Raw genomic sequence first — 26,466 nt, forward strand, 5'->3', positions numbered from 1 at the left:
ATGATTCCGTTGTCCTTTGCCCAGCGCCGGTTGTGGTTCCTCCATCGCCTGGAAGGCCCGTCCGCGACCTACAACATCCCGTTCGTGCTTCGCCTGGAGGGGCCGCTGGACACCGCGGCCCTCTCCGCGGCGGTGACCGATGTCGTCACCCGGCACGAGAGTCTGCGCACCTTGATCGTGGAGGACGCGGACGGCACGCCGGCGCAGCGGATCCTGTCCCCGCAGGAAGCCGCACTGCCGCTGCGGGTGGTCGACCGGGCCGCGGACGACCTGGACGCCGCGATGCACGAGGCCGCGCGCGAAGGCTTCCACCTGGACACGGACCTCCCCCTGCGGGCGACCGTCTACCGGGTCGCCCCGCAGGAGCACGTGCTGATGTTCGTGTTCCACCACATCGCCGCGGACGGCGCGTCGATGGGCCCCTTCCTGCGGGACCTGTCCTCCGCGTACGCGGCCCGCCACCAGGGGGGCGCGCCGGAGTGGTCCCCGCTGCCGGTGCAGTACAAGGACTACACGCTGTGGCAGCAGCAGCTGCTCGGCGACGAGGACGACCCGGACAGCATCGCCGCGGGGCAACTGGACTACTGGCGCGAGGAACTGGCCGGGGTGCCGCAGCCGGTGCAGCTGCCGATCGACCGGCCGCGCCCGACGACGGCGAGCCACCGCGGCGGCCACGTCTCCTTCGAGCTGGAGCCCGAGCTGGTCGCGGGCCTGGGCAAGCTGGCCGCGAACAGCGGTGCCACGGCGCCGATGGTCGCCCAGGCCGCCCTCGCGGTGCTGCAGCAGAAGCTGGGTGCCGGCGACGACGTCACGATCGGCAGCCCCATCGAGGGCCGCATGGACGAGGCGCTCGGCGACCTGATCGGCACCTTCATCAACACCTGGGTGCTGCGCACCGACCTGTCGCACAACCCGACCTTCGGCGAACTTCTGGAGCAGGTGCGGGACAAGTCCCTCGCCGCGTACGACAACCAGGAAGTGCCCTTCGAGTGGCTGGTGGAGCTGCTCGACCTGGAGCGCTCCACCGCCTACCAGCCGCTGTTCCAGACGATGTTGGCCTGGCAGTTCGTGTGGCCGCAGATCGAGCTGCCGGGCCTGAAGGTCTCCCTCGTGGAGGCGGGCACCGACACCGCGAAGTTCGACCTGTACTTCAACATCGTCCCGGACGCCTCCGGGCGCGCCCACGGACGGCTCGAGTACGCGGCGGAACTGTTCGATCACGACACGGCCGCCGACATCGTCGACCGGTTCGTCCGCATCCTGGAGCAGGCGGTCGCCGATCCCGGCGCGCGCCTGGCGGACCTGGACGTACTGGGCCGGGACGAGCAGAAGTGGCTCCTGGGCACGGTGAACGACACGGTCGAGCCGACCCTGGAGCAGGGCCTCGTGGAGCTCGTGGCCCGGCAGGCGCGGACGACACCGAACGCGCCCGCCGTCATCGCCGATGAGACGTCGTACACCTACGCGGAGCTGGACACGCGGGCCAACCGGCTCGCGCACTGGCTGATCGACCGCGGGGTGCGGCCGGAGTCCCTGGTGGCCGTCCGGCTGCCCCGGTCCGCGGACCTCGTCGTGGCGCTCCTCGCGGTGTTCAAGGCCGGTGCGGCCTACATACCCATCGACCCCGACCACCCCGGTTCCCGCATCGACTACATCCTCGACGACTCCCGCCCGGCGCTCGTCCTCGACGCCGGGACACTGGCCGGCGCGGACACCACCGGGTACCCGGATTCGGCGCCGGATCCGCGGGTCTCGCCGGAGAACACCGCGTACGTCATCTACACCTCGGGCTCGACGGGCAACCCGAAGGGCGTGGCGATCTCCCGCGGCGCCCTGGCCAACTTCCTTGCCACGATGGGCCGGCGGGTTCCCCTCTCACCCGCCGACCGGTGGCTGGCGGTGACCACCGTGTCCTTCGACATCGCGGCACTGGAGCTGTACCTGCCGCTGATCACCGGAGCGGCGGTGGTGCTCGCGGGCAAGGACACCGTCTCCGACCCGTCCGCCGTCATGGCGACGGTGCGCAGCCACGAGGTCAGCGTCGTACAGGCGACCCCCGCGTTCTGGCAGATGCTGGTGATGCACGAGCCGAACGCCGCCCGGGGCCTGCGGGTCCTGGTCGGCGGTGAGGCCCTGCCGGCCCGGCTCGCCGAGACGCTGGCCGCCGATGCCGCCGACGTACTCAACGTGTACGGCCCCACCGAGACGACGATCTGGTCGACCATGGCACGCGTCGAGACCGGGGCCGGGGTGGCGATCGGCTCGCCGATCGGCAACACGCAGGTGTACGTGCTCGACGCGGCCCTCGGGCCGGTTCCGCGCGGTGTCCAGGGCGAGTTGTACATCGCGGGCGACGGTCTTGCCCGCGGCTACTTCGGGCGTCCCGCACTGACCTCGGAGCGGTTCGTGGCCTGCCCGTTCGGGCCCTCCGGAGCGCGTATGTACCGCACCGGCGACCTCGTGCGGTGGAGCAAGGACGGGCGCCTCGAATACGTCGGGCGGACCGACTTCCAGGTCAAGGTCCGCGGCTTCCGGATCGAGCTGGGCGAGATCGAGCACGTCCTCGCAGGACACCCCGGGGTCGCGCAGGCCGTCGTCGTGGTCCGCGAGGACAAGGAGGGCGACAAGCGCCTCGTCGGCTATGTCGTGCTCGAATCGGAGACCTCGGAGACCTCGGAGACCTCGGAGACCTCGGAGACCTCGGAGACCTCGGAGACCGACACTGACGCGGTCAGCGCCCTGCTCGCCGAGCTGCCCGAGTACGTGCGCGGGCGTCTCCCGGAGTACATGGTGCCCTCGGCGCTGGTGCCGCTCGCGGAGATCCCGCTGACCCCGAACGGGAAACTGAACCGGCGGGCCCTGCCCGTACCGGACTACACGCAGGCCTCGACCGGCAGGGAGCCGCGCAACCAGCGCGAGGAGACCCTCTGCGCGCTGTTCGCCGAAGTGCTCGGTCTGGCACAGGTCGGCATCGACGACGACTTCTTCGCCAGCGGCGGCGACAGCATCCGCTCGATCCAGGTCTCGGCCCGCGCCAAGGCCCGCGGCACGGCGGTCACTGTCCGGGAGATCTTCGAGCACCGCACGGTCGCCCGTCTCGCGGAACTGATCGAAGGCAGACAAGAAGAACAGGGCGTGACCCTGGCCGAGCTGCCCGGCGGCGGCGTCGGCCGGGTCCCGCTGCCCCCGATGGCGGCCCACGTCCTCGCCCTGGGCGGCGGCATCGGCCGGTTCTCGATGTCCCAGCTGCTCGTCCTGCCCGAGGGCATCGACCGGACGGGACTGCTCGGCACGCTGCAGGCCGTGCTCGACCGGCACGACGTGCTGCGCTCCCGGCTCGACCGGGCGGACCAGAGCCTGCGGATCGCGGTGCCCGGCAGTGTCGACGCCGGGCCGCTGCTGCGGGAAGTCCCCCACGACAGTGCAGATGTGCACGCCGAGCTGGACGCGGCAGCCGGCCGCCTCGACCCGGACGCCGGTGTCATGGCGCAGTTCGTGCGGTTCACCTCCGCCGCGGGCGAGGGCGTCGACCGGCTGCTGATCGTGCTGCACCACCTCGTCGTCGACGGAGTGTCGTGGCGCATCCTCGTACCGGACCTGGCAGCCGCCTGGCAGCGTGTCAAGGCAGGGCGCGCCCCGCAGCCGGCAGGCACCGGAACCTCGCTGCGCCGCTGGGCACATGCCCTGGCCGACGAGGCGCTCACCGCGGAGCGTTCGGCGGAACTGCCCGCCTGGCAGCAGATCCTGGGCGGGGACGAGCCCGTCCTCGGAGCGCGGGAGCTGGACCGGACGCGCGATGTCGCGGCCACCGTGGACACGGTGAAGGTCCAGGTCCCCGCAGCAGTCACGCAGACCCTCCTGAACACCGTGCCCGACGTCTTCCGCGGCGGTGCCGACGACGGACTTCTCGCCGCGCTCGCCCTCGCCCTCGCGCACTGGCGCGCGACGCACGGCGTGTCCGCATCCCCGACGCTGGTACGCAGGGAGAGCCACGGCCGCGAAGAGCACGTGGCGCCCGGCGCGGACCTGGCGGGCACGGTCGGCTGGTTCACCTCCACGTTCCCGGTCCGCCTGGACCTGGCGGGCATCGACGTGGCCGACGCGCTAGCGGGCGGCCCCGCCGCGGGCCGCGCGATCAAGGCCGTCAAGGAGCAGCTGCGGGCGGTGCCGGACAACGGCATCGGCTACGGCCTGCTGCGCCACCTCAACCCCGACACCGCCGCCGTGCTGAGCACGGCCCGGGAACCGCAGATCGGGTTCAACTACCTCGGCCGGACCTCCGGGACGGACATCCCCGAGGAACTGCGCGGCCAGGGGTGGACACCCGACACCACGGGCCGGGACCTGATCGCGGCACCGGACGCCGACATGCCGGTCCTCTCGGCCCTGGAGATCAACGCGGTGGCCACCGCCACCCCCGGCGGCGACGAGCTGACCGCCTGGTTCGGCTTTCCCACCGGCGTGCTCTCCCGCGAGGAGGTGACCGAACTGGCCGGGCTGTGGGTCAAGGCGCTGACCGCCCTTGCCGCGCACGCCGCGACCCCCGAGGCCGGCGGTCTGACCCCCAGCGACGCGCCCCTGGTCGCGGTGGGCCAAGAGGAGATCGACGCCTGGGAGGAGCGGTTCGGCAAGCTGGCCGGGATCTGGCCGACGACACCGGTGCAGTCCGGGATGCTGTTCCACACCAAGCTCGCCCAGACGCCGTTCGACCCGTACCACATGCAGTTGGTGTTCCATCTCTCCGGGACGGCCGACCCCGAGCGGATGCGCCGGGCCGGCCAGGCGCTGCTCGTGCGCCACCCCAACCTCCGTGCCGCGTTCGCCGACCGGGCCGACGGCGACGACGTACAGGTGGTGACGGCCGAAGGTCTCACCCTGCCCTGGCGGCACATCGACCTGACCACGGTCGGCGAGGCGGAGCGGACCGAGACGTTCGAGCGGTTCCTCACCGAGGACCAGAACGCCCACTTCGACCTGGGCGCCCCGCCGCTGATGCGCCTCGCACTTGTGGACACCGAGCCCGGCCGGGCCGAACTCGTGATGACTCTCCATCACGTGCTGCTCGACGGCTGGTCCATCCCCCTGCTGATGCGCGACCTGCTGCTTCTCTACGCCTCCCACGGAGACCAGGCCGCTCTGCCCGGCACGCGCGGCTACGGCGACTTCCTGGCCTGGCGTGCAGGACAGGACGCGGCGGAGTCCGCACGCGTGTGGGCCGCCGAGCTCGAAGGGGTCGAGGAACCGACCCTGCTCGCTCCCGCCACCGAGCGCGCGGACGAGGAGGGCGTCGACCAGGTCGACATCCCGCTCCCGGTCGACGAGGCCGACCAACTGGTGCGGCGCGCCGCCGAGTTGGGCGTCACCGTCAACACCCTGGTCCAGGGTGCCTGGGGGATGCTGCTCAGCCAGCTCACCGGGCGCAGGGACGTCGTGTTCGGCGCCACCGTGTCCGGGCGGCCGCCCACGATGACGGACGTCGATTCGATGGTCGGCCTTTTCATCAACACCCTTCCCGTACGCGTCGAGCACGCGCCCGGCGACACCCTGGGCGAAGTCCTCGGCCGGCTGCAGGACCGGCAGGCCACCCTGCTCGAGCACCACTACTTCGGACTCACGGAGATCCAGCAGACCGTCGGTCTGCAGGCCCTCTTCGACACGCTGGTCGTCTTCGAGTCCTACCCGATCGACCGGGAAGGCCTCGACGCCGCCGCCGACGCCGCGGACGGCATCGCCTTCACCGGCCTGCGTCCCTCCACGGCCACCAACTACCCGCTGGCCCTGATGGCGGCGGTCGACCCGCACCTCCAGCTCACCTTCCAGTACGCGCCCGGCATCTTCGACCGGAACACCGTGGAGGTGTTCGCGGCCCGCTTCCTGCGCGTCCTGCGGCAGTTGGCGGCCGCCCCCGAGCTGCCGGCCGCCCGCGTCGACATCCTGGAGCCGGCCGAGCACGACCTCCTGCTCACCCAGTTCAACGACACGGCCGCCCCCACACCGGAGATCACCGTCAACGGCCTCGTCGAGGCGCAGGTGGCGCGGACCCCGGACGAGGTCGCCGTGATCGCCGACGGCACGTCCCTGACGTACCGCGAGGTGAACGCGCGGGCCGACCGTCTGGCGCGCGACCTCGCCGGACGTGGCGTGGGCCGCGAGTCGGTGGTGGCGCTCTCGCTGCCGCGCTCCGCGGACCTGGTGGTCGCGCTGCTCGCGGTCCTCAAGGCGGGCGGCGCCTATCTGCCGGTCGACCCCAAGTACCCCAGCCACCGCCTGGAGGCCATCTTCGGGGAGGCAAGGCCGCACCTGGTCCTGACGGACTCCGAGACGGTCGAGGTGCTGCCGCGGCACGACGCCCCGGATCTCTTCCTCGACACGCTCGACCTGTCCGGGGGCGACGAGCCGGGACTCGAACTCCCGGTGCATCACGAACAGTTGGCGTACGTGATGTACACCTCCGGGTCCACGGGCAAGCCCAAGGGCGTCGCCATCACCCACGCGAACGTCGTCAACGGCCTGCTGCGGCTCGCCTCCCGGGTGGGCATGGAACCGGGCAAGCGGCTCCTGGCCGGCACATCGGTCAACTTCGACGTGTCGGTGTTCGAGATCTTCACCGCCCTCTCCACCGGCGGCATCGTCGAACTCGTCCGTGACGTGCTGGTCCTCGGCGAGCGGGAGAGCTGGAGCGGCAGCGTCATCTCCACCGTGCCCTCCGCCTTCGCCGAGATCGTCGACGACATCTCCAAGCGCGCCAAGGTCGAGACGGTCGTCTTCGCGGGCGAGGCCCTGCATTCGTCGCTCGTCGACAAGGTGCAGAAGGCCTTCCCCGGCGTACGGGTCGTCAACGCCTACGGGCAGAGCGAGTCCTTCTACGCCACCACCCACACCGTCACCGCCCACACCCGGGACCAGGCGGGCAACGCGCCCGTCGGCACTCCGCTCGGCAACATGCGCACCTATGTGCTCGGCCCCGGCCTCGTCCCCGTGCCGCAGGGCACGATCGGGGAGCTGTACGTCGGCGGAAACCTGGGCCGCGGCTACCAGGGCCGCCCCGAACTGACCGCCGAGCGCTTCGTCGCCGACCCGTTCGGGCCGTCCGGCACGCGGATGTACCGCACCGGCGACCTGGCCCGCTGGAACGCCGACGGCTGCCTGGAGTACGTGGGACGCGGGGACGCGCAGGTCAAGGTGCGCGGCTTCCGGATCGAGCCCGGCGAGGTCGAGGCCGCCATCACCGCGCACCCCGAGGTCGCCCAGGCCGTCGTCATGGCCCGGCAGGGAGCGGGCGCGGGCAAGCACCTCATCGCCTACGTGGTGCCCTCGGGCGAGACCACCTCCGAGGAGGTCCGCAGACACACCGGCGAGCGGTTGCCCGAGTTCATGCTGCCGTCCGCCTTCGTGCTCATCGACCGGCTGCCGCTGATGCCCAACGGCAAGCTGGACCGGGCCGCGCTGCCCGAGCCGGAGTTCCAGGGCGCCCCCTACCGCGCGCCGCGCACCGCCCGCGAGGAGGCGCTGGTCAAGCTGTTCGCCGAGGTGCTCGGCCTGGACCGGGTCGGCATCGACGACAGCTTCTTCGAGCTCGGCGGACATTCCCTGCTCGCCACCCGGCTGATCAGCCGGGTCCGCGCCGAGATGGCGATAGAGATCCCCATCCGCAAGATCTTCGACCTGCCGACGGTGGCCGAGCTGGCGCCCTGGTCGCAGGAACCGGCTGCTCCAAGTCGCCCCCGTTTGCGCAAGATGTTCGTAGAGGAGTGAAGCAATGATTCCGCTGTCATTCGCACAACGCCGTTACTGGTTTCTGCACCAACTGGAGGGTGGGGAGACCTGGAACATGTCGGCGGCGCTGCGGCTGACCGGTCCGCTGGACCAGCCGGCCCTCGCCGCGGCGATCCGCGACGTGATCGAGCGGCACGAGATCCTGCGCACCACGTACGTGACGAACGACGAGGGTGAGCCTCACCAGCAGATCCTGCCGGTGGAGCAGGCGCGGACCGAGCTGCCGGTGGTCGAGGTAGCGCCCGACGGCGTGTCCGCGGCGATAGACGAGGTCGTCGCGCATGGCTTCGACCTGGCGGCCGAGAACCCCTTCCGGGCGACCCTGATCCGTACCTCCGAGCAGGAGCACGTCCTGGTCGTGGTCGTGCACCACATCGCCACGGACGGCAGCTCGAGCGCGCCCCTGGCCAGGGACCTGGCCGCGGCCTACTCCGCCCGCCGGCAGGGCGGTGCGCCCCAGTGGGAGCCGCTGCCCGTGCAGTACAAGGACTTCACGCTCTGGCAGCGCGAGGTGCTCGGCGACGTCGCCGACCGCGACAGCCTCGCGGCGGCCCAGCTCAACTACTGGCGCGAGGAACTGGCGGGCGTGCCGCAGCCGCTGAGCCTGCCGCTCGACCGGCCGCGGTCCGCGGAGGTGACCACGTCCGGCGACAATGTGGGCTTCGTCGTGAAGCCGGAGGTGGGGGCCGGTCTGGAGAAGCTGGCCGCCGAGCGCGGGATGTCCATGGCGATGGTCGTCCAGGCCGCGCTCGCGGTGCTGCTCTCCAAGCTCGGCGGCGGGGACGACGTGCCGGTCGGCAGCCCGATCGCGGGACGGACCGACGAGGCCCTCAACGACCTCATCGGCTGCTTCGTCAACAACCTGGTGCTGCGCGTCGACCTCTCCGGCGACCCGTCGTTCGCCGATGTGCTCACCCAGGTCCGCAACAAGGCGCTTGCGTCCTACGAGCACCAGGAGGTGCCGTTCGACGTACTGGTCGAGGAGCTCAACCCCGACCGTTCCGCGGCCTACCGTCCGCTGTTCCAGGTGATGTGCGGCTGGCAGAACTTCGAGAAGCCGGTCCTCGAATTCCCCGGCCTCGAGGTCGAGTTCCAGCAGGCCCTCACGACCAAGACGATGGTCGACCTGTTCTTCAGCATGACCATGGACGACTCCGGTTCGCTGTACGGAGACATCCAGTACGGCACCCAGCTCTTCGACCGGGACACGGTCGAGGCCATGGCCGACCGCTTCGCACGCGTCCTGGAGCAGCTCGCCGCCGACCCGTCCTTGTGCGTCGGGGACGTCGACGTGCTCAGCGCCGAGGAGCGCGAGCGGCTCCTGGCGGAGGTGAACGACACCGCCGAGGAAACCCTCCAACAGGGCCTCGTGGAGGCGGTGCGCAAGCAGGTGCAGGCCACGCCGGACGCGCTCGCCATCGTCAGCGACGAGGAGTCGCTCACCTACCGGGAGCTCGACGCACGCTCCAACCGGCTGGCGCACTGGCTGGTCGACAACGGCGTACGGGCCGAGTCCCTCGTCGCCGTCTGCCTGCCGCGGACCGTGAACCTGCTGGTGGCGCTCCTCGCGGTGCTGAAGTCCGGCGGGGCGTATGTGCCCGTCGACCCGTCCCACCCGCAGTCCCGCATCGACTACGTCCTCAAGCAGGCCAGGCCGACGCTGGTCCTGGACGCCGAGACGCTGGCCGGCGCGGTCACCTCCGCGTACCCGGACACGGCGCCGGAGGTGACCGTCCGTCCGGACAACACCCAGTATGTGATCTACACGTCGGGCTCCACGGGCATCCCCAAGGGCGTGACGATCCCGCGCGGCGCGGTGGCCAACTTCCTGGCCGCCACCCAGCGGCGCTTCCCGCTGGCGCCCGCGGACCGGATGCTGTTCAGCACGACGGTGTCCTTCGACATGGCCAACACCGAGCTGTACCTGCCGTTCATCTCCGGGGCGACCATGGTCATGGCGACCAAGGACACCGTCACCGACCCGTCCGCCGCGGTCGAGTTCATCCACCGCCACGAGATCACCGCGGTGCAGGCCACGCCCGCCTTCTGGCAGATGCTCCTCACGCACGAGCCGGAAGCCGCCAGGGGGCTGCGCATCATGACCGGCGCCGAGCCCGTGCCGGCCCGCCTCGCCGAGACGCTGGCCGAGCAGGCCGCCGAGGTGGGCAACTGGTACGGCCCGACCGAGACGACGACATGGTCGACCATGGCACCCGTCAAGGCCGGCGGCGGCGTGGCGATCGGGACGCCGGTCGGCAACACGCAGGTGTACGTCCTCGACGCACGGCTGCGGCCGGTCCCGCGCGGCGTGGAGGGCGAGCTGTACATCGGCGGTGCCGGGATGGCCCGCGGCTACCAGGGCCAGTTGGACCTGACCGCCGAGCGGTTCGTGGCCAGCCCGTTCGGGCCCGCGGGAGCGCGGATGTACCGCACCGGCGACCTGGTGCGGTGGAACAGGAACGGCCTGCTGGAGTACGTCGCGCGCACCGACTTCCAGGTCAAGATCCGCGGGTTCCGCATCGAGCTCGGCGAGATCGAGCACGTCCTCGCCGGACACCCGGGCGTGGCCCAGGCGACGGTCCTCGTCCGCGAGAACAAGGACGGCGACAAGCGCATCGTGGGCTATGTGGTGCCCGCGCCCGACGCCGGACCGGAGACCGCGTCGCTGCTCGACGAGCTGACCGAGCACCTGCGCGGGCGCCTCCCGGAGTACATGGTCCCCTCCGAGCTGATCCCGCTCACGGAGATCCCGCTGACCCCGAACGGCAAGCTCGACCGGGCGGCACTGCCGTCCGAGGACACGAACATCGTGGTCGGCCAGGCGCCGCGCGACTCCCACGAAGAGAAGCTGTGTGCCCTCTTCAGCGAGCTGCTCGGCCGGGAGAACGTCGGCATCCACGACGACTTCTTCGCGCTCGGCGGGCACTCGCTCCTCGCCACCCGGCTCAGCGTCCGTATCCGCAAAGAGCTCGAGATCAACCTGCCGCTGCGTACGATCATCAAGTTCCCCACGGTGGCCGAGCTGGCCTCGCTGATGAAGATCGGCGCCATCCCCGTGGACAGCCCCGACCCGCTCGGCGTCGTCCTTCCGCTGAACAACGACCCCGGCACCGGCAAGGAGCCCGTGTGGTTCTTCCACGGCGGCGGCGGCCTCGGCTGGGCGTACTTCAGCTTCGTGCCGTTCGTGCAGGACCGTAAGGCCTACGCCCTGCAGTCCCGCGGCTCCGACGGCTCGGACAACCTGGTGGCCTCCGTCGAGGAGATGGTCGACGACTACATCGAGGAGATGCTGAAGATCCAGCCAGAGGGGCCCTTCTACCTCATCGGCTGGTCCTACGGCGGCACCGTCGTGCAGGCCGTCGCGGAGGGGCTCGACCGGCGCGGGCACGAGATCAAGCTCGTGGCCATCCTGGACTCCCAGCCGGGCGGCATGGGCTGGACCGAGCTGCATGCCAACAAGTCCCTCGCGGACTACCGCGAGGAGCTCGAGGTCTTCTTCGGCCAGTACATCGGCACCGACAACCAGCAGGACTTCATCGACGACATGGCGAAGGTCCTGGCCAACAACTCGAACCTCATGATGAATTTCGAGTCGCCCGTCTACCGCGGCGACGTGGTGTTCTTCAGCGCGACACTCAAGGACGAGCTGTACGACCACCTGTGGCGGCCCTACGTCCTCGGTGAGATCGAGGTGCACGACGTGCGCGCCACGCACCACGAGATGAACATGCCCGGACCCGTGGCCGAGGCCTTCGAGGTCATCAACCGCAAGCTGGCGGAATGACCGGGCGTCGGTCTGCCGCAGCCGGTTCAACGAGCCATCGACTGGATGATTGGGGTTGGTCGGGATGACAGAGCCCGCGGAGAGCGGGGAACGGCCCACGCTGCTGTGCGTGCCGTTCGCGGGAGCAGGACCATCGTTCTTCCACCCGTGGCGGGACCTGGCCGCGGGCCGGTGGCGGGTGACCTCCGTCGAACTGCCGGGCAGGGAGCGGCGGATCCTGGAGGAGCCGTACCGCAATGTGGTCGAGGCGGCCAAGGGCTCGATCGACGACATCGTCGCGGACCTCGGCGAGGGCGCGCGGACCGTGCTGTTCGGGCACAGCCTGGGCGCGGTGCTCGCGTACGAGCTGGTGCATCTGCTGAGCGCGCGCGGCGTGCACGTCGAGCGTCTTGTCGTCAGCGGTTCGCCGGGTCCCTGGACCCAGCGCGAGCGGCGGGCGACGGGACTCCCGGACGAGGAGTTCCTTGCCCGGGTCGAGGAGTTCGCCGGGTTCAGGCACGAGGCCCTCGACCACCCGGAGATGCGTGAACTGATCCTGCCCACGCTGCAGGCGGACTGCGAGATGCACGAGAACTACGTGCCGAGCACCGACGTACCGGTGTCGGTGCCGATCACCTCGCTGCGCGGTGACTGCGACGGCCTCGTCACCGCGGAAGAGGGCCGGCAGTGGCAGGCCGCGACCACGGCTGGATTCAGCTATGCGGAGTTCCCCGGCGATCACATGTACCTGGTCGATCTCGGCCGCGAGGTGCTCGACGTGATCGAGGAGGAGTCCGCCCGCGATCGTGGCCCGGTGGGGGAGGAGGTGTGAGCACGCCGGCGATCACGGTTTCCGGGCTGCGCAAGGCGTACAGGAGCAAGGCCGTGCTCGACGGCATCGACTTCGATGTCGCCGCGGGTTCGGTCTTCTCCCTGCTCGGCCCGGAGGGGGCGGGCAAGGCGACCACCGTCAAGGTCCTGACGACGCAGACGAGGGCCGACGCCGGCACCGTGTGCGTCGCCGGGCACGACGTGGCGACCGCGACCCGGCGCGTCCGCGCCGCCATCGGCGTGAGTGGCCCTCTCGCCGCGGTGGACGAGCTGCTCTCGGGCCGCGAGAACCTGCGCCGGACGGCGGAGCTGAAGCGGGTGCGCTCCGGCGACCAGGTGGTGACGCGGCTCCTGGAACGGTTCGACCTGGCGGAGAGCGCGGACAAGCTCGCGGCAACGTACGCCGGCGGTATGCGCCGGAAGCTGGACCTGGCGATGATGCTGGTCGCCGGCCCGCGGGTCGTCTTCCTGGAGGAGCCGACCGCGGGCCTCGACCCGCGCGCCGGGCTCGCCGTGCGGGGGATCATCCGTGAGCTGGCGGCCGGTGGCACCACTGTCTTCCTGACCACCAGGCACCTGGAGGAAGCCGAACAGCTCGCCGACCAGATCGCCGTGCTTAACCGTGGCCGCATCGCGGCGCGGGGCACGCCGGGGGAGCTCAGGCGCCGGATCCCCGGCACCCACGTCCGGTTTCGCTTCGCCGACCTCCTCGAACTCGACGCCGCGGCACGGGTCCTTGACGGGTCCGTACGGCAGGACGCGGAGCTGACCCTGCGGGTGCCGAGCGACGGCGGGTCGACGTCGCTGCTGGCCCTGCTGGGCCGTCTCGACGCGCACACGATCGACGCCAGGGAGTTCTCCGTGCACACCCCCGACCTCGACGAGGCCTTCCGCGCGCTGACCGAACGGGAAGCCGGCGGGCAGCCCGCCCGGCTCCCCGCGCTCACGAAGCGAGCGTGACCTCGACCGGCTCGAAGCGACCGGTGAGTTCTGCCCCAGCCGTCCCGGCGACCGCATGTCGCCGGGACGGCTTCTGCGCGTGGGTGCGCGCGAAGACGACCAGGCGCAGGACGGCGAAGCGGGCGACTCCGGCGAGGGCGGACGCGGAGAGGTAGACGACCTGCTCCAGGACCGCGCCGGGCGCGGCCACCAGCTGCTGGAGGAGGAACATCGCCAGGCAGGTCACCGTGTACGCGGCCGCCGCTGATCCGGCGGACTGGGCGTGCTGGCGCCGGGTGGCGCGCCCGCCGGCCCCGAAGGTGAAGCGTGCGTGCAGCTCGGTCGCCAGCAGCGTGGAGATCACGGTGATCGCTGCGTTGGCGAGGCTCCAGGGGATCCAGGACGCGAGGCCCGCCACGGCGAAGCTGGAGGCGACCCCCACCCCGCCGCCGCACAGCGTGAAACGGGCGAACGCGGTGAAGGCGCCGGGCGCCGCCTGCTGCTGACTCCGCGCTGTCTCCATCGCTCCCACCCCTTTATGGCTGACCCGCGTCCGACTCGTATCCACTGGCCGTTTCGGCAGTGGTGTCATCATGGCACATCTATGGCGCCATGGCGAGCCATTAGTGGCACTGTGTGCGTCGCCGGTGGCGATATGGCCTCAAAGAGGCTGTCGATACACAGCTCACCGACTCCGAGCGGCAGTTGATCGGCGCCACAGCGCGGCGCGGCATGCCTGGCTCAATTCCTACGCGTCCTCACTTGTGGGTTCCTTGACCGCGACCAGTCCTGCGGCTCCATCGCGGCACACCCTTGACGCCACAGTGGCTCGCTCTGGCGCTTGATGTGTGCCATGGTGGAACGCCGGTCGACTGCGCGAAGCGACTGCGGATCATCCCCCACGAGAGGACACCGATGAGCCGAACCGTTCCTGTACCGCACGGCCTCCCCGTGGAACGCGACGCGGGCCCCTTCGACCCGCCGCGCCGCATCACCGAGCTGCGCCAGTCACGCCCCGTCAGCCCCATGATCTTCCCCGACGGGCATGAGGGCTGGCTGGTCACCGGCTATGACGAGGTCCGCAGGCTCATGGCGGACACCCGCTTCAGCTCCCGGCAGGACATCGGCCCGCTCCACATGCCGTACGAGATGCCCGGCATGCCCGCCGTCACCGAACCGTCCCCGCAGGAGCCGGGCCTGTTCATCGGCATGGACCCGCCGGACCACACCCGGCTGCGCCGCATGCTCACCGGCGCCTTCACCGTCAAGCGCATGAAGATGCTCGAAGAGCACATCAACGACATCGCCGAGCGGCAGCTGGACGAGATGGCGCGCCTGACCCCGCCGGTCGACCTCATGAAGGAATTCGCGCTGCCGGTGCCCTCACTGGTGATCTGCGAACTGCTCGGTGTCCCCTACGAGGACCGGAAGACCTTCCAGGCCAACTCTGCCAAGTTCCTGGAGAAGGACATCACGCTCGACGAGAAGATCGCCGCGTACACCGGCCTGACCACGTACCTCTCCGAACTCGTCACGCGCAAGCGCGCCGCCCCCGACGAAGACATCCTCTCCGACCTGGCCCGCCACGACGACCTCACCATCGAGGAGCTGACCGGCATCGGGTTCCTGCTCCTGATCGCGGGCCACGAGACCACCGCCAACATGCTGGGCCTCGGCACCTTCGCGCTCCTGGAGCACCCCGGGCAGCTGGCCGAACTGCGCGCGGACCCCGCGCTGTTGAACGACGCGGTCGAGGAACTCCTGCGCCATCTCTCCGTCGTCGACGTCCTCTTCCGCTACGCCACGGAGGACATCGAGCTCGGCGGCGAGACCATCGGCAAGGGATCGACCGTGATCGTCTCCATGCTGGCTGCCAACCGGGATCCCCGGCGCTTCGACGACCCCGGCACCCTGGACGTCCACCGCTCGGCCCGCGGCCAACTGGCCTTCGGCCACGGCGTCCACCAGTGCCTCGGCCAGCAACTGGCCCGCATCGAGATGCGCGCCGGTTTCGCCCGCCTGCTGCGCCGTTTCCCCACCCTGGAACTGGCGATCCCCGCCGCCGAAGTGAAGCTCAAGACGAACATGAACATCTACGGTGTCCACGAACTGCCGGTCACCTGGACGGAATCGGCCCCGTAGGAACCGTAGGAACCGCAGGAACATGACAGGGGCGGCGCACCGGCAGAATGCCGGGTGCGCCGCCCCTGTCATGTTCGACTACTTCGCGTCGCGGTTGTAGAGCGCCTTCGATCAGCGGTAGCCGAGGATGGTCAGGCCCACGCACCAGGCCAGGGCGATGTCGGAGTCGTGCATGGCGAGGGACCTCGATGCCCGCTGTGTCCAACTGGTCAAGAATGGCGCGCAGTTCGCGCTGGGCGCTCAGACCTTGGTCCGGCGGATGTCGATGTTGCCGTGCTTGGTGCGGGCACGGATCTTGACGGAGTCCTCGCTCTCCTCGGGGCTCTCGGACGCGGTGAGGGAGTTGCGTACCTGGCCGGAGCTGGAGCTGACGTCGAGCCAGGCGGCGGTGCCCTCGCTGACGCCGATCTCGATGGCGCCGAAGGAGGTCTCCAACTGGACGGCGCCGCGGGTGACCTCGCCGACGCGCAGGGTGCCGTGGGCGGTGACGGCGGTGACCGAGTCCGCGGCGCGGGCGATGTCGATGTCACCGTTGGCGCCCCGCACCCGCAGCTCGCCGGTGACGGCGCCGATGGTGGTGGTGCCGTGCGAGTTCTTCATGACGGCGGTGCCGTCGACGAAGCCGATGCGCAGGCTGCCGGAGCTGGTGGAGACCTCCGCGGAGCCCTCGACACGCTCCACGGTGATCGAGCCGTGGGAGGCGGTCAGGTGCAGCGGGCCGGTGGTGTCGAGGCGGACGTCGCCGGAGGAGGTCTTGACGCGGGTCTGGCCGAGCCGGCCTTCGCCGAGCACCTGGGTCCAGGCTCCGGTCACGTCGACGCGCGAGCCGGTGGGCAGTTCGACCGTCACGTCGACGGTGCCGGTGCGGCCGAACAGGCCGGGCTTGGGCGTCTTGATGTGCAGTACGCCGTTGCCGTAGGAGACCTCGGTCTGGTCGGCGGCCCGTACGTCCTGGTCCTTCTTCGGCTCGCGGGGCCGTACCTCGACGACGGTGTCGGTCCGGTCGCCCGCGGTGAACTGGATGGACCCGGCATCCACACGCGCCGTGACCGAGATTGCTTCAGAAGTGTCGAAAGTAGGCATGACTGTTCCGTCCTCTGGCTCTTCGGGGCGCCCCCGCTGGAGGGACGTGATGGGTGGAGTGGTCTACCGCGGTAAACCGGAGGCGGGGGCGTGGTCAGCGCACCCAGCCCGTGAAGCTCTGGCCGAGGGCCTGGGTCTTCTCCGCCGCACGCGGCCGGGAGCCGCCGTCGACCGCCGCCGACACGGCGCGCACGAGCCAGGCGTTGACCGACAGGCCCTCGCGGTTCGCGGCCTCCTCGGCGCGGGCCTTGAGGTGGGCCGGCAGGCGCAGGTTCACGCGGGCGGTGCCGCCCTCGTCGCTGTCTGCGGGGGCCGGGGGCTTGAAGGTGTCGACGGGCGTGGCCTGATCGGCGGCATCAGCGCTGTCGGTGGGCGGCAGCGTCACCACGAAGTCGGGGTCGAGGCCGCGCAGCCGTACGTCGACCGAGCCCGGCGCGAGCTCGCTGGTGATCTCGCCCATCGCCGCGGAGAGCACGCTGAGCAGCGTCAGGCGGGTCGCCGACTCCAGGGGAGCGGTGAGCCTTTCGGCCAGCTCGCGGGCGTCTTCCCCGCCGGCTTCGGCGGCCACCGCGAGTTCGCGGCGGAGGGTGTCGACATACGGGGTGAGGTCCATGACGTCATCATGGCACCACCATGGCGCCACGCGCAAGCCCGGATGGTGTCGCGTAGGGGGCAAAGGTGGCGACACCCCTCTGACCTGCGGAGACGCGGAACTGCGAGCCGGTCTGAGGTGGCGCCATACGGGTTCACGCGGTCCCGGAGACGCAGAATGGCGCCAAGTGGTGCCAGATGGCATCACTTGGCGCCATGTGGCGCCGGCCCTCGGGGTCCGGACCTGAACGGCCGGCCCCTTCGGCCCCGGGCCGCCCCTACCGGGCCGGACCGAACCAGGTGGTGAGGGCGGAGCGGAGTGCGGAGGTGTCCGGGGTGTCGTCGGCCTCGGCCGCCCAGGCGACATGGCCGTCCGGGCGGATCAGGAGCGCGGCGGGAGCGGGGATCTCGCCGATGGCGGGCACGGGCCAGAAGTCGTCCTCGCTCCGCGCCTCGACGAAGTCGACGCGATCCGCCCAGCCCTGTGCGACCGCCGCCACCCCGGCGCTGCCGCTCAGGTCGAGCAGGACGGGGCGTCCCGCGTGCAGCAGCTCGTAGACATGGGTGTCGCCGCCGGCGGCCTTGAGGTCGGCGTCGGGGACCCTGCGGCCCGCGAGCCGGTGGCCGCCGTCGACCGGGTAGCGGATGTCGAGGGCGGTGAGCATGCCGCGCAGATGCCGGTTGACGTCGTCGAACACGATGAGCGAGCCGAACACCTCGCGCAGCGCGTCCGTCTGGGCGCCGGGGCGGGCCAGGGCCGACTGCGCCCTGGTGTTGTTCAGGACGCGCTCCGCGACCGCGTGGCGCTCGGTGTGATAGCTGTCCAGGAGACCCTCGGGTGCCTGGCCGCGCACCACCGAGGCGAGCTTCCAGCCGAGGTTGACCGCGTCCTGGACACCCATGTTCAGGCCCTGTCCGCCGGCCGGGAAGTGGATGTGCGCCGCGTCGCCCGCGAGCAGCACCCGCCCGTCGCGGTACCGGGCGGCCTGCCGTGCGGCGTCGTTGAAACGGGAGACCCACCGCGGGCTGTGCATGCCGAAGTCCGTGCCCGCGAGCTTGACCAGCGTCTCGCGCAGCTGCTCGAAGGTCGGGGCCTCGTCCCGGTCCGCCACCAGGTCGTAGTCGGACGCGATCACCCGGAACCAGCCGGGCTCGAAGGCGATCGCCGACCAGTCGCCGCCCTCGCAGCGCCGCACCCACACGTAGTCCTCGGGCAGATCGGGGAGTTCGACGTCGCCGATCAGCGCGGTCATCGTCGCCGGGGTGCCGGGGAAGTCGATGCCCGCCAGCTTGCGCACCGTGCTGCGCCCGCCGTCGCAGCCCACCAGATAGCGGGCGCGCAGCGTCGCGGATTCCGCGTCGCCGGTGCGCAGTCCGACCGTCACGCCGTCCGCGTCCTGGTCGATCCCGCTCACCTCCGCGGACCTGCGCACGCGCACCCCGAGCTCGCCGGCCCACTCCTCGAGGAGCTGCTCGATGGCGGACTGCAGGATCATCAGAGGGTAGGGGTGCCTCGACTCGGACTCGTCGAAGTCCAGGTAGAGGCCGGAGAAGTGGCCCACCGGCTGGAGTTCGCCGACCGCGAGGAAGCGGTCCAGAATGCCGCGCTGGTCAAGGACCTCCAGGGTGCGGGAGTGGATCCCGCCGGCCCGCGACTCGCCGGTGCGCTCCGGGAGCCGCTCGACCACGATCACGTCGGCGCCCGCCAGCCGCAGCTCGCAGGCGAGCATCAGGCCCGTCGGCCCGGCGCCCGCAATCACCACGTCCGCGTCCATGCCGGTGTGTGCCACGTTGTTCCCCCTCATTCCACTGCGCCTATAGCGTCGTTGAACCACCTTTACATTCACTCAACGTGAATGAGCCGGTCAATAAATGCCGCTGCCGGTACGGGACAAGCCGCTGCCGCCTTGCCCTGTCCCGCCGGCGGGACGGTTCGCCGCGCGGCGGACGGCCGGGCGGGGCGGCAGCATGCGGGGTGGCCGGGCCGCTCTCAACCCCACCGGCCGGTCTGCGGCCGGGGGCGCCGACCCGGTGTGGTCGGGCGGGAATTCACGCGACACTCCATTCGGCCATTCAAAGAATTTGTCTCGCCGGCGGGACAGCTCAAAGCGCTGCCCCCAACGGCCGTAATGGCGGTGCGGTCCAGAGACCGGACCGAAAAGGACGCGAGCGGGCTCTCCCGGTCGGCGGAGGAAGGAAAGACTGGCAATGAATTCGTCGCCGCAGGTTGTCCACCAGCTGGGTGGACTTGACGAGACGTCAGAGGGACAGGACGCGGCTCAGGGCACCCCGGTGCCGCTGGGGCAGCGGATCGCGGAGCTGTGGGCGGAGTACCTCGACGCGAGCGAGGTCGGGGTGGACGACGACTTCTTCGCGCTCGGCGGCAACTCGCTGACCGGCATCAAGATCATCGACCGGGTTGCGCAGGACTACGGGGTCCAGCTGTCCGTGCGCGACTTCTACCTGGCGCAGACGCCGGGCCGGGTCGCCGAGCTGATCGAGCAGGGGAGGGCAGCGGCGTGAGGTTGACGCCTGGTGCCGGGCGCGACATCGACCTCGACGGCGTCGACCTGTTCGACCTGGACCTCTACTCGTCGGGCGACCCGCATCCCATCTGGGACGTGATGCGGGAGAAGGCGCCCCTGCACCATCAGGTGCTGCCCGACGGCCGTGAGTTCTGGTCGGTCACCCGCTACGAGGACGTCTGCCGCGTGCTGGGCGACCACCGCGAGTTCACCTCGGAGCGCGGCACCGTCCCCACCCACCTCGGGACGGACGACGTCGCCGCCGGTGTGCTCCTGACGTCCACCGACCCGCCCCGGCACACCGAGGTCCGCAGGCCGCTCGGCTCCAAGCTCACCGCGCGGGCCGTGAAGTCCTGGGAGGACAGCATCCGCGGGACGGTCTCGCGCTTCCTCCAGCCGGCGCTCGACGGAGAAACGTTTGACCTCGCCGAGAAGGCGCTGCTGCTCCCCGCGATGGTCACCGGACCCCTGCTCGGCATCCCGGCCAAGGACTGGGAAGAGCTCGTCCAGCTGACCGCGATGGTGACGGCCCCCTCGGACCCGCACTTCCTCCAGGGCAGCGAAGCCGCGACCCTCGCCATCTCGCACCACGAGCTGGTCACCTACGTGAAGGACTGGGTCAAGGAGCGGCGCGCCTCCGGAGACGAGGACGACAGCCTCCTCCAGCACCTCATGAGCGTCCGCCCCGGCGGCGAGGCACTGAGCGACGAGGAGATCGCCCTCGACGGCTACAGCATCCTCCTCGGCGCCAACGTCACCACGCCGCACACCGTCTCGGGCACCGTGCACGCCCTCATCGAGCGGCCCGAGCAGTTCGCCAAGGCCCAGGCCGACCCGACGCTGATCCCCAACCTCGTCGAGGAAGGTCTGCGCTGGACCTCGGCCGCCTGCAACTTCATGCGGTACGCCGTCGACGACGTCGAGATCGCCGGGGGCACGATCCCGGCCCGCGGCGCGGTCGTCGCCTGGATCGGCTCGGCCAACCGCGACTCCGCCCAGTTCACCGACCCGCACGAGTTCGACATCACGCGGAGTAACGCCAAGCGCCAGGTCGCCTTCGGGTACGGGCCGCACTTCTGCATCGGGGCGCCGCTGACCCGCCTCACCCTGCGGATCTTCTTCGAGGAGCTGCTCCAGCGGTTCGGCTCCATCGACCTCGCCGGCGAACCGGAGCACCTGCGCTCGTACTTCATCGCCGGGATGACCCACCTTCCCATCGTCGCCGAGAAACGACTGACGCCATGACCTCCGGCTCCGCCACCATCACCTCGCCGTGGTTCGTCCGGCCGCCGTCCGAGCAACCCGCCCGGATGTTCTGCTTCCCCTTCTCCGGTTCCGGGGCCTCGGCCTTCAGCGCCTGGCCGAACGCCATCGACGACGTCGAGGTCAGCCCGGTGCAGTTCCCCGGCCGCGAGAACCGCCTGGGCCACCCGCACTACGGCACCTACGAGAACCTCGCCGCCGAGCTGGTCGGCCCCCTGGAGCCGCTGCTCGACCGCCCCTTCACGTTCTTCGGGCACTGCGCGGGAGCACTGCCCGCGTACGAGACCGTGCTCCGGCTCGCCGAACTGGGCCTGCCGACACCGGACCGCCTCTTCGTGTCGGGCCAGCCGGCCCCGCACGACGCCTCGCGCGACCGGATGCTCACCATGAGCGAGCCCGAACTACGCGCCGAACTGGAGTCGTTCATCCGCGGCCGTGGGATCGAGCCGCGGCCCGACATGATCGACGTCGGCATGATGGTGTTGCTCCGCGACCACGCCGCCGCCGGTCAGTACCGGCGGACCGAGCCGGTCGCGGTGCCCTGCCCCGTCGTCGTACTGCACTGGCGGGACGACCCCGACGTGAGCCTCGACGAGCTCGAGGGATGGCGGCAGTACTCGGACTCGGTCGAGATCCGGGTCGTCGACGGCGGCCACTACGACTTCATGAACGCGCCCGACGAGCTCCTGAAGCTGCTGACCAGTTGGCGATGAACGCGGCACGGACCGTACGAGCCGTGTGCCGAGGAACCCGGAAGGAATTCGAATGAGTGGTGCAGCCACCGATATCGCCGTGGTCGGGATGTCGTGCCGCTTCCCCGGTGTGCAGAACGTGGGTGAGTTCTGGCGCCTGCTGCTCGACGGGCAGTCGACCGTCGGGAAGTTCCCCCAACGCCGGGCGGACGACACGAACCACCTGTCCCACCCGGACGCCGACCTCCTGAACACGGGCTCGTTCCTCGACTCCATCGACGGCTTCGACGCCGACTTCTTCAAGACGGGCGCGGCGGAAGCAGCCGCCATGGACCCCGTACAGCGCCTGGGCCTCGAACTCGCCTGGGAGGCCGTCGAAGACGCCCGGCTCCCCGCGTGCGCGCTCGCGGGCCGCGACATCGACGTCGTCGTCGGCGCCGCGCCCTCCGGCTACGAACTGCTGCGCAAGCTGGCCGGCAGCGACCAGGACGACCACTACGCCGCACTCGGCTCCAGCGGAGCGCTCATCGCGAACCGCATATCGAGCCTGTTCGACGTGCGCGGCATGAGCTTCAGCGCGGACTCGGGCCAGTCGTCCTCACTCGTGTCCCTCGCGCTGACGTGCGATCGCATCCGCAGCGGCGCCGTCGACATGGCCATCGCGGGCGGCGTACACCTGATCGCCGACCCCGAAGCGGGACACAGCCTGGCGAACCTCGGCGCGCTCTCGCCCGACGGCCGCTGCTTCACCTTCGACGAGCGGGCCAGCGGATTCGCCCGCGGAGAGGGCGGCGCGTTCGTCGTCCTGAAGCGACTCGACCTCGCCGTCGCCGACAACGACCACATCTACGCGGTGGTACGCGGCTGGGGCGTCAGCAGCGGCGGAGCGACCTCCCGGATGCCGGACCCGAGCCCCGCAGGGCAGGCGGCGGCCGTGCTGTCCGCCCTCGACCGCGCGGCCGTCCCGTTCGCGGACGTCGACTACGTGGAGGCCCACGGCACCGGCACCCGGCTCGGCGACCCGGCGGAGATATCCGGCCTGCGCCAGGTGATCCGGGAGACCGGCAGCCGCGGCCGCCCCCTGGTGGTCGGCTCGGTCAAGACGAACGTCGGGCACCTGGAGCCGGCGGCGGGAATCGTCGGCTTCGTGAAGGCGGCTCTCTGCGTGGACCGCGCCCACCTGGTGCCGAGCCTCAACTTCCGCTCCCCGAACCCCGCCATCCCCGACTTCGAGGCGGACTTCGAGGTCCTGACCGACGCACGGCCCTGGACGAACGAGTCCGGCAGGCCGCGACGGGCCGGGGTCTCGGCGTTCGGCATGGGCGGCACCACGGCGCACGTGATCCTGGAGCAGGCTCCTGAGCGGCAGGCCCCCGCACCGAAGGCCGCCGCGCAGACCTCCGGCGCGGTGCCGTGGCTCCTGTCCGCGCACTCACAGCCCGCACTGCGGGAACAGGCCGCCCGGCTGCGGGGACTCGTGGCCTCACAAACGTCGCTGTCGGCGGCCGAGGTGGGCCACTCGCTCCTCTCCACGCGCTCGCTGTTCGACCACCGGGCGGTGGTCCTGAGCGGCGACCGCGAAGAGGCCCTCGCCGGTCTCGAACTCCTCGCGGCGGGCGGCGAATCGCCGCGGGCGATCCGCGGCACGGCCACGGGGCCCACGGGCCCGGTCGTCTTCGTCTTCCCCGGCCAGGGCGCCCAGTGGATCGCCATGGGCAAACAGCTCTACGCCGAGTCGGAAGTCTTCGCGCGCGCCATCGACGAGTGCGCGCAGGCCCTTGCGCCGTGGGTGGACTGGTCCTTGGTGGACGTGGTGACCGACGCGGAGTCGGCCGAGTCACTGGAGCGCCTCGACGTGCTCCAGCCGGCGCTGTTCGCGATGATGGTGTCGCTCGCCCGGGTCTGGCGCTCGCTCGGAGTGGTTCCCGACGCCGTGGTGGGGCACTCGCAGGGCGAGATCGCCGCGGCCTGCGTGGCGGGAGCGCTCTCGCTCGAGGACGCGGCACGACTCGTCGCCCTGCGCAGCCAGATCACGATCGGGCTGCTCGAAACGGGCGGGCTCTGCTCCGTGGCCGCGTCCCCCCAGTGGGTGGAGGACCGCCTCGACCGGTGGGCCGGGCGGCTCTCCATCGCCGTGATCAACGGGCCGTCGTCCGTGGTGATCGCCGGTGACGCCGAGGCCCTCGACCAGTTCGCCGCGATGGCGACCGACGAGGGCCTGCGGGCACGGCGCGTCAAGACCGCCTTCGCCTCGCACTCCCCGTACGTCGAACCCGTCCGTGACCGCTTCTTCGAGGTCATCGGAGAGGTGTCGCCCCGCGAATCGGCGGTGGAGTTCCACTCCACGGTCACCGGCGGGGTGCTCGACACCCGCTCGCTCGACACTGCGTACTGGTACTCCAACCTGCGCCACATGGTGCGCTTCGGCGAGGTCGTCGCCAACATGATGCGCGACCGCGGCGGGATGTTCGTTGAGGTCAGCCCGCACCCCGTGCTCGCGGTGGCGATGGAGGAGGCCGCCGACGCCCTGGACACGCCGCCGGTGGTGGCCAGCACCCTGCACAAGAAGGACGGAAGCGCGGGCAAGGTCCTGGCATCCCTCGCCGGACTGCACGTACGCGGTCTGCCGGTGAACTGGAAGGCGGCGTTCGCCGGGGCCGAGCCGCGCCGGATCGACCTGCCGACCTACGCGTTCCAGCGGCAGCGGTACTGGCTGACGGCACCCGACGACACCGGCATCGCGGGCGGCTCGCGGGCGGACGGCTCCGGCACCGAGGCGGACCTGAGCTCGCAGGCGGCGGTCCTGACCCTCGTGTGCGCGGAAGCGGCGGCGCTCCTGAACGCCAACGGCGTGGCCCTGACGGGCGCCGACCTCGCGGCGAGGTCGACCGAGACCTTCAAGGGCCTCGGCTTCGACTCCTCCACGGCCGTGGCCCTCCGCAACCGGCTCAAGTCGGCGGCCGGAGTACGGCTCTCGGCCACCGTCGCGTTCACCTACCCCACTCCGCGCAAGCTCGCCCACCACGTCTTCTCCCTCATCGAGCCGGAGGCGCCCGAAGCGGCACAACCGGCCGAGCGGGCAGCGGAGCGAACGGTGGAGCAAGCGGCCGGTCGGGCGGCGGACCAGACGGCGGACCAGGCAGGTCAGGAAAGCCGGACCGACGACGATTTGTACGAATTGATCGACCGCGGATACGTATAGCCGCACCTGTTCATCTTGGTAACTGTTGGGGGAGGCCCTGGTGGAGGATGTCGACAAGCTCCGGTCCTACTTGCGACGCGCCGTCGGCGATGCGCAGGAGCTCCGCGAGCGGGTGCGCGAGCTGGAGGAATCCGCTCGCGAGCCCATCGCGGTCGTGGGTGTGGGGTGTCGCTTCCCCGGTGGGGTGACGTCTCCCGAAGGACTGTGGGAGGTCGTGTCCGGCGGTGTGGACGCGATCAGCGAGTTCCCGCAGGACCGCGGGTGGGACATCGAGGCGCTGTACGACCCCGACCCCGAAGCGCGCGGCAAGACGTACACACGCTCGGGAGGATTCCTGCACGACCTCGCCGAGTTCGACGCGCCGTTCTTCGGCATCAGCCCGCGCGAGGCCCAGGCCATGGACCCGCAGCAGCGCCTGATGCTGGAGACGTCCTGGGAGGCCCTGGAGCGGGCGGGCATCGACCCGACCGACCTGCGGGGCACGGCGACCGGGGTGTTCACCGGCCTCTACGCCGTCGACTACGGGCCGCGCATGGGCGGCCGGGCGGCGGGCGATGCGGAGGGCTTCGCGCTCACCGGGACGTACGCCAGCGTGGCATCGGGCCGGGTGGCGTACGCGCTCGGCCTCGAGGGCCCCGCGGTATCGGTCGACACCGCCTGCTCCTCATCGCTGGTGACGGTCCACCAGGCCATGCGGTCCCTGCGCTCCGGTGAGAGCACCCTGGCGCTCGCCGGCGGGGTGTCGACGCTGCAGACTCCGGGGCTGCTCGTGGAGTTCGCCCGGCAGCGGGGTCTGTCGGTGGACGGGCGGTGCAAGGCGTTCGCGGAGGCGGCGGACGGCACGGGCTTCGCCGAGGGTGCGGGTGTTCTCGTGCTCGAGCGGCTCTCGGACGCGATACGCAACGGGCGGCGCGTCTGGGCGGTCATCCGCGGGTCGGCGGTCAACCAGGACGGCGCCTCCAACGGCCTCACCGCCCCCAACGAACTGGCCCAGCAGCGCGTGATCCGCGCGGCCCTGGCCGACGCCGGGCTCTCGGCCGCCGGCGTGGACGTGGTCGAGGCGCACGGCACCGGCACGAAGCTGGGCGACCCGATCGAGGTGGAGGCGCTGCTCGCCACCTACGGGCAGGACCGCGCACCTCAACACCCGCTGAGGCTGGGATCGTTGAAGTCGAACATCGGTCATACGCAGGCGGCCGCGGGTGTCGGCGGCATCATCAAGATGATCATGGCGATGCGCCATGAGTACCTGCCGAAGACCTTGCACGTGAACGCGCCTTCACCGCACGTCGACTGGACTTCCGGCGGGATCGAACTGCTGGTGGACGGGCGTGAGTGGACCCGGAATGACGGCCCGCGGCGGGCCGGGGTTTCGTCGTTCGGCATCAGCGGTACGAACGCGCACGTAATCCTGGAGGAGGCGCCCGCCCCCGAGCAGGGTCGGACGGACGACGTGAGCGCTCCGGGCTCCGGTGTTGCCGGAGGCCTTGTGCCGTGGCTGCTGTCCGGCAAGAGCGAGGCCGCCCTCGAACATCAGGCGGGCAGGCTGCGTGAGTTCGTTGCCGCCGGTCCGGATGCCGAAGTCGCTGATGTGGGTGCGTCGTTGGTGTCTGGCCGTGCGGCGCTCGAGCATCGTGCGGTGGTGCTGGGGCGTGGTCG

The 26,466-nt window shown here is 71.0% G+C and carries 13 protein-coding genes and 1 pseudogene; 10 read left to right on the forward strand and 4 right to left on the reverse strand.

What is annotated here, in order from left to right:
- From AC5P1C_RS38415 to AC5P1C_RS38430, 4 genes are all read left to right on the forward strand, one after another.
- Entirely contained in the window at nucleotides 1-7,755 is a 7,755-nt protein-coding gene (locus tag AC5P1C_RS38415) for an amino acid adenylation domain-containing protein (RefSeq protein WP_493870614.1), read from the forward strand.
- Nucleotides 7,756-7,759: 4 nt separating this feature from the next.
- The gene (locus AC5P1C_RS38420) at nucleotides 7,760-11,560 is read left to right on the forward strand and encodes a non-ribosomal peptide synthetase (RefSeq protein WP_493870615.1); all 3,801 of its coding nucleotides are present in this window, start codon (nucleotides 7,760-7,762) and stop codon (nucleotides 11,558-11,560) included.
- Between the two features lie 64 nt (nucleotides 11,561-11,624).
- Entirely contained in the window at nucleotides 11,625-12,371 is a 747-nt protein-coding gene (locus AC5P1C_RS38425) for a thioesterase II family protein (protein ID WP_493870616.1), read from the forward strand.
- A complete protein-coding gene (locus AC5P1C_RS38430; protein WP_493870617.1) occupies nucleotides 12,368-13,330 on the forward strand; it encodes an ATP-binding cassette domain-containing protein in 963 nt (320 codons plus the stop codon). Before AC5P1C_RS38425 ends, AC5P1C_RS38430 begins: the two co-directional genes overlap by 4 nt.
- Here AC5P1C_RS38430 and AC5P1C_RS38435 read toward each other — a convergent pair.
- Complete coding sequence (locus tag AC5P1C_RS38435; RefSeq protein ID WP_493870618.1) at nucleotides 13,314-13,832, reverse strand: GtrA domain-containing protein; 519 nt, start codon at nucleotides 13,830-13,832, stop codon at nucleotides 13,314-13,316. The two genes, AC5P1C_RS38430 and AC5P1C_RS38435, sit on opposite strands and share 17 nt — an antisense overlap.
- A 392-nt stretch (nucleotides 13,833-14,224) precedes the next feature.
- On the opposite strand from AC5P1C_RS38435, the gene AC5P1C_RS38440 reads away from it, so the two are divergent.
- Nucleotides 14,225-15,451 carry a cytochrome P450 gene (locus AC5P1C_RS38440; RefSeq protein WP_493870619.1) on the forward strand — a complete coding sequence of 409 codons (1,227 nt, stop codon included), beginning with the start codon at nucleotides 14,225-14,227 and terminating at the stop codon, nucleotides 15,449-15,451.
- 240 nt (nucleotides 15,452-15,691) lie between these two features.
- Here AC5P1C_RS38440 and AC5P1C_RS38445 read toward each other — a convergent pair whose 3' ends face one another.
- The 3 genes from AC5P1C_RS38445 to AC5P1C_RS38455 form a co-directional block, all read right to left on the reverse strand.
- A complete protein-coding gene (locus AC5P1C_RS38445; protein ID WP_493870620.1) occupies nucleotides 15,692-16,534 on the reverse strand; it encodes a DUF4097 family beta strand repeat-containing protein in 843 nt (280 codons plus the stop codon).
- A gap of 94 nt (nucleotides 16,535-16,628) precedes the next feature.
- Nucleotides 16,629-17,147 carry a toxin-antitoxin system HicB family antitoxin gene (locus tag AC5P1C_RS38450; protein WP_493870621.1) on the reverse strand — a complete coding sequence of 173 codons (519 nt, stop codon included), beginning with the start codon at nucleotides 17,145-17,147 and terminating at the stop codon, nucleotides 16,629-16,631.
- Nucleotides 17,148-17,403: 256 nt separating this feature from the next.
- Complete coding sequence (locus AC5P1C_RS38455; RefSeq protein WP_493870622.1) at nucleotides 17,404-18,915, reverse strand: FAD-dependent monooxygenase; 1,512 nt, start codon at nucleotides 18,913-18,915, stop codon at nucleotides 17,404-17,406.
- Nucleotides 18,916-19,333: 418 nt separating this feature from the next.
- On the opposite strand from AC5P1C_RS38455, the gene AC5P1C_RS38460 reads away from it, so the two are divergent.
- The 5 genes and pseudogenes from AC5P1C_RS38460 to AC5P1C_RS38480 all read left to right on the forward strand — a co-directional run.
- Nucleotides 19,334-19,648, forward strand: coding sequence for a phosphopantetheine-binding protein (locus AC5P1C_RS38460; RefSeq protein WP_493870623.1), 315 nt, complete (start codon nucleotides 19,334-19,336; stop codon nucleotides 19,646-19,648).
- Nucleotides 19,645-20,895: a cytochrome P450 gene (locus AC5P1C_RS38465; protein ID WP_493870624.1), complete on the forward strand. Its 1,251-nt coding sequence runs from the start codon at nucleotides 19,645-19,647 to the stop codon at nucleotides 20,893-20,895. The genes AC5P1C_RS38460 and AC5P1C_RS38465 overlap by 4 nt, the downstream gene beginning before the upstream one ends.
- Nucleotides 20,892-21,626 carry a thioesterase II family protein gene (locus AC5P1C_RS38470; protein WP_493870625.1) on the forward strand — a complete coding sequence of 245 codons (735 nt, stop codon included), beginning with the start codon at nucleotides 20,892-20,894 and terminating at the stop codon, nucleotides 21,624-21,626. The genes AC5P1C_RS38465 and AC5P1C_RS38470 overlap by 4 nt, the downstream gene beginning before the upstream one ends.
- A 52-nt stretch (nucleotides 21,627-21,678) precedes the next feature.
- Complete coding sequence (locus AC5P1C_RS38475; protein WP_493870626.1) at nucleotides 21,679-24,807, forward strand: type I polyketide synthase; 3,129 nt, start codon at nucleotides 21,679-21,681, stop codon at nucleotides 24,805-24,807.
- Nucleotides 24,808-24,853: 46 nt separating this feature from the next.
- Nucleotides 24,854-26,466, forward strand: a pseudogene (locus tag AC5P1C_RS38480) (type I polyketide synthase); the annotation flags it as partial.

This window comes from Streptomyces sp. A18 (genome assembly GCF_059026065.1).

Coding starts and splice junctions, on each gene's coding strand:
- AC5P1C_RS38450 (WP_493870621.1), bottom strand. CDS start 17,147: ATGGACCTCACCCCGTATGTCGACACCCTCCGCCGCGAACTCGCGGTG.
- AC5P1C_RS38425 (WP_493870616.1), top strand. CDS start 11,625: ATGACAGAGCCCGCGGAGAGCGGGGAACGGCCCACGCTGCTGTGCGTG.
- AC5P1C_RS38445 (WP_493870620.1), bottom strand. CDS start 16,534: ATGCCTACTTTCGACACTTCTGAAGCAATCTCGGTCACGGCGCGTGTG.
- AC5P1C_RS38435 (WP_493870618.1), bottom strand. CDS start 13,832: ATGGAGACAGCGCGGAGTCAGCAGCAGGCGGCGCCCGGCGCCTTCACC.
- AC5P1C_RS38440 (WP_493870619.1), top strand. CDS start 14,225: ATGAGCCGAACCGTTCCTGTACCGCACGGCCTCCCCGTGGAACGCGAC.
- AC5P1C_RS38460 (WP_493870623.1), top strand. CDS start 19,334: ATGAATTCGTCGCCGCAGGTTGTCCACCAGCTGGGTGGACTTGACGAG.
- AC5P1C_RS38420 (WP_493870615.1), top strand. CDS start 7,760: ATGATTCCGCTGTCATTCGCACAACGCCGTTACTGGTTTCTGCACCAA.
- AC5P1C_RS38415 (WP_493870614.1), top strand. CDS start 1: ATGATTCCGTTGTCCTTTGCCCAGCGCCGGTTGTGGTTCCTCCATCGC.
- AC5P1C_RS38470 (WP_493870625.1), top strand. CDS start 20,892: ATGACCTCCGGCTCCGCCACCATCACCTCGCCGTGGTTCGTCCGGCCG.
- AC5P1C_RS38475 (WP_493870626.1), top strand. CDS start 21,679: ATGAGTGGTGCAGCCACCGATATCGCCGTGGTCGGGATGTCGTGCCGC.